The sequence below is a fragment of the Pedococcus sp. NPDC057267 genome, assembly GCF_042668795.1.
Taxonomy (GTDB): Bacteria; Actinomycetota; Actinomycetes; order Actinomycetales; family Dermatophilaceae; genus Pedococcus.
Window position 1 is genome coordinate 1 of the sequence record NZ_JBHUYG010000167.1, and the last position, 3775, is coordinate 3775.

Here is a 3775-nt window from a genome sequence, read left to right on the forward strand (position 1 = left end):
GCTCGAGCCCGGTGGGACCTCTCGCATCCGCCTGTCAGCCGGGCGGCGACCGCTCGCGCCCCGGGACGTGCCCGTGGGCCCCTGCGACCGGCGGTCCCTGCACCACCCAGCGGCGCCGCCGCCGCCGTGGCCTCGGGCGGTCCTCGTGGTCGGGGGCACAGGGCCGTGGGGGCATCCGCTGCTCCAGGTCCGCCGTCAGGGCCTCGAACTCCTCGTGGAGCCACTGCTCGTCCTCGAGCAGCAGGTCCACCCGGGCCCACGCGGCATCAGTCCCCACGCCGGGGTCCAGCTCCAGCACGCCCCACGCCTGTGCGGTCGTCGCCACCCCGACCACCGTCATCGGCTCGACCACCTCCTTCCCAGCAGTCGGCCGCCGGTCAGGCGGAGATGGCGTGCGGGGTGCGGTGCCCTGCGTTGATCTCGATCTTGCGGGGCTTGGCCGCCTCGGCGATGGGCACGGTCAGCCGCAGCACGCCGTCGGAGTAGGACGCCTCGATGCGCTCGAGGTCGAGGGTGTCCCCCAGGAAGAGCTGTCGGCTGAAGACGCCGCGCGGCCGCTCGGACGCGATGGCCTCGTGCCCGTCGTCGATCCGCGGGCGCTCGGCCCGGACGGTGAGCACGTTGCGCTCGACGTCGAGGTCGACCGACGACGGGTCGACACCCGGCAGGTCGAACTCGACGACGAACCGGTCGCCCTCGCGCCAGGCGTCCATCGGCATGACGGTGGGACGTGCCATGGTCCCCAGGACCTGCTGCGCCAGCTGGTCCAGCTCGCGGAACTGGTCAGTCCGCATGAGCATCTCAACCACCTCCAGTGTCTGGTGTCCCTGCCCACGACTGCTAGGATCTCAGTCGTGCGCTACAGATTTTCTAACCACGCGGCATACGATCTGTCAAGAGGTCCCTGCGCATGACGGAGCAGGTCAGGACGGGCGGACCCGCTGACGCCCGGCCCGTGTACTCCATCTCGGTGGCGGCCGAGCTGGCCGACCTCGCCGTGCCCACGCTGAGGCTCTACGAGCAGCACGGGCTGGTCACGCCGGCCCGCACCGACGGCGGCACCCGGCGGTACAGCGCCGACGACGTCGAGCGCATCCGCCGGGTCTCCGGCCTGGTCGAGGACGGCGTGACCCTGTCGGCCGTGCAGATGGTGCTGGACCTGCAGGACTCCAACCGCACACTCACCGACGCCAACCGCGAGCTCCGGGACCGAAACGCAGCCCTCCGCAAGGACAACGCACGTCTGCGGGCGGACGGCTAGCGCCCCGACACGCCGCAGGTCCGCGGCGACACGCCGTGGCGGGCTCGTCCGAACGGCCATTCCCCTCGACGAAATGCGACACGAGGCCACTGCGGGTGCCACCCTTCACAGTCGTCACACCCGTCACCCCGCTCCCCCGACGACCCCCCGGATGACTCTCGTGCGCCTTCTCCGTGCCGCCCTCGCCGCCGTCGCGATCACCCCCGCGTTCGTGGCCCTGCCCACCGTCTCCTTCGCCGCCCCGGTGTCGCCGCACCCCGTGGCCCCCAAGGTCCAGACGACCGGAGCGCGCGGGGTCGACCCGCTGGCCGCCGGCCGGCTCTGGGACCGCCGGGTCGCCCGCCCCGGCCACGCCCTGAGCACCCTGACCGCGCCGGAGACCCGCCCACGGTTCACCGTCGCCGGGGTCTCGTGGTCGCGGTCGACGCCGCTGCGCAAGGCCGACATCACCATCTCGGTGCGCCTGCGCGAGGACGCGGGCTGGACCGGCTGGGAGGACCTCGGCGTCAGCGACGACGGCCCCCAGGTCGGGACCAGCGAGTCGGTCGGCGCCCGCGTCGGGTCCAACCCGGTCGTCACCGACGGCGCGACCGCCATCCAGGTGCGGGTCGACACCACCGACGGGCAGCCCCTGCCCGACCTGCGCGTCACGACCATCGACCCCGGCTCGTCCGCCGCCGACCAGCACCTCACGCCGAGCACGCCGGCCGCCTCGGCGTCGGCCGCCGCCATCGCCCCGACCATCATCACCCGCCAGCAGTGGGGCGCGGACGAGTCGCTGCGCGGGCCGGCCACGTACAACGCGACGGTCAAGGCGATCGTCATCCACCACACGGCCAGCTCGAACGACTACACCGCCGCCACCGCCGCCGCGCAGATCCGCGGGATCTACGCCTACGACACGCGCGGCCTGGGCTGGTCGGACATCGCCTACAACTTCCTCGTCGACAAGTTCGGGCGTGTCTACGAGGGCCGTGCCGGGTCGATCACCACCGCCGTCCGCGGCGCCCACGCCATGGGCTTCAACACCGACACGATGGGCATCGCGGCCCTGGGCAACTACGAGACGACGGCCGCCCCGGCGGTCATGGTCGACTCGATCGCCAAGGTCGCCGGCTGGAAGCTGTCGCAGTACGGCGTCGACCCGCAGGGCACGACCCGGCTCACGTCCGCCGGTGGCACGGGCACGAAGTACGCGGCCGGTGTCGTGGCGACCCTGCCGACGATCAACGCCCACCAGAACACGTCCTACACGCTGTGCCCGGGCAGGTACCTCTACCCGCAGATGGACACCATCCGCAGCAAGGCCGCCCTGTACGCGCGCTACTCCACGACGAGCGGCCCGGTCCCCGTGCCGACCGCGAAGCTGTGGTCGACCTACGGATCGCTCACCCTCGCCACCGGCTCGACCGGGTATGCCGTGCGCGACCTGCAGCTCGAGCTCAACCGCCGCGGCTACTCCGTCGGGACCGCCGACGGCGACTTCGGTCCTGCCACGGCGGGCGGCGTCACCAGGTTCCAGGCGGCGGCGAAGCTGGCGGTCACCGGCAAGGTGACGAGCAACGACTGGCGCGCCCTGTCCGACCTGAGCTACACGCAGGTCGCAGCACCCAAGCCTCCGGCTCCCACGCCGACCCCGGCGCCGGCCCCGGCCCCCGCGCCCGCACCCGCCCCACCGCCCGCAGCAGCGGGATGGGTGCCGGGCCTGGACGGCGACGGCCGTGGTGACGTCCTCGGGCGTACGGCGAACGGCGACCTGTACTTCTACCCCGGCCGGCCCACCGGCTTCGGCCCTGCCGTGAGGATCGGACCGGGCTGGAACGTCTACAGCCAGGTCGTCTCCCCCGGCGACCTCACCGGCGACCGCATCGCCGACGTCCTCGGGATCACGCCGACCGGTGACGTCTACCTCTACCGCGGAAACGGCAGGGGCAGCCTCACGGGCGGCCGCACGCTGATCGCGCGGGGGTGGGCGGCCTACACCGACATCGCCACGCCTGGCGACTGGACCGGCGACGGCAAGCCGGACCTGTTGGCGCGCAAGGCCAACGGAGAGCTCTGGCTCATCGCCGGCGACGGCCGGGGCGGGTTCTCCGGGAGCTGGCGCCGCATCGGCACCGGGTGGCAGATGTTCAGCCAGCTCATCACCCCCGGCGACGTCACCGGCGACGGCAAGGTCGACCTCCTCGGCCGCACGCCGGCCGGCTCGCTCTACCTCTACCGAGGCACCGGCACCCCGACCGCTGCTGCAACCGGCTACCAGCCCGGAGTGCTCATCGGGACCGGGTGGCAGATGTTCAACACCGTGGTCTCCACCGGCGACCTCACCGGGGACGGACGGCCCGACCTGGTCGGCCGCACCCCGGCCAACGTCGACTACGTGTATGCCGGCGACGGCACGGGCGGCTACGCGCCGCGCCGGGCCATCAGCGCGCCGTGGGGTGCCACGACGCGGATCCTCGGGGTGCGCTGACCGCAGCGCTGCGCGCCGCCCAGCCCCGGGGGTGCGCCGGT

At 73.2% G+C, this 3775-nt stretch carries 4 protein-coding genes; 2 read left to right on the forward strand and 2 right to left on the reverse strand.

What is annotated here, in order from left to right; genetic code table 11:
- Nucleotides 1-34: 34 nt before the first annotated feature.
- Both ACFUC1_RS20300 and ACFUC1_RS20305 read right to left on the reverse strand, forming a co-directional pair.
- A complete protein-coding gene (locus ACFUC1_RS20300; RefSeq protein WP_379123065.1) occupies nucleotides 35-340 on the reverse strand; it encodes a hypothetical protein in 306 nt (101 codons plus the stop codon).
- A 37-nt stretch (nucleotides 341-377) separates the two neighbouring features.
- On the reverse strand, nucleotides 378-800 hold the full coding sequence (locus ACFUC1_RS20305) for an Hsp20/alpha crystallin family protein (RefSeq protein WP_379123067.1): 423 nt from the start codon (nucleotides 798-800) through the stop codon (nucleotides 378-380).
- Between the two features lie 110 nt (nucleotides 801-910).
- On the opposite strand from ACFUC1_RS20305, the gene ACFUC1_RS20310 reads away from it, so the two are divergent.
- Together ACFUC1_RS20310 and ACFUC1_RS20315 are read left to right on the forward strand one after the other, a co-directional pair.
- The gene (locus ACFUC1_RS20310; RefSeq protein ID WP_379123069.1) at nucleotides 911-1261 is read left to right on the forward strand and encodes a MerR family transcriptional regulator; all 351 of its coding nucleotides are present in this window, start codon (nucleotides 911-913) and stop codon (nucleotides 1259-1261) included.
- Nucleotides 1262-1421: 160 nt separating this feature from the next.
- Nucleotides 1422-3734 carry an FG-GAP-like repeat-containing protein gene (locus tag ACFUC1_RS20315; protein ID WP_379123071.1) on the forward strand — a complete coding sequence of 771 codons (2313 nt, stop codon included), beginning with the start codon at nucleotides 1422-1424 and terminating at the stop codon, nucleotides 3732-3734.
- Nucleotides 3735-3775: the final 41 nt, after the last annotated feature.

What these genes read in the sequence shown, in the direction of transcription:
- ACFUC1_RS20300 (WP_379123065.1), bottom strand. Translation starts at nt 340, where the DNA reads ATGACGGTGGTCGGGGTGGCGACGACCGCACAGGCGTGGGGCGTGCTG.
- ACFUC1_RS20310 (WP_379123069.1), top strand. Translation starts at nt 911, where the DNA reads ATGACGGAGCAGGTCAGGACGGGCGGACCCGCTGACGCCCGGCCCGTG.
- ACFUC1_RS20305 (WP_379123067.1), bottom strand. Translation starts at nt 800, where the DNA reads ATGCTCATGCGGACTGACCAGTTCCGCGAGCTGGACCAGCTGGCGCAG.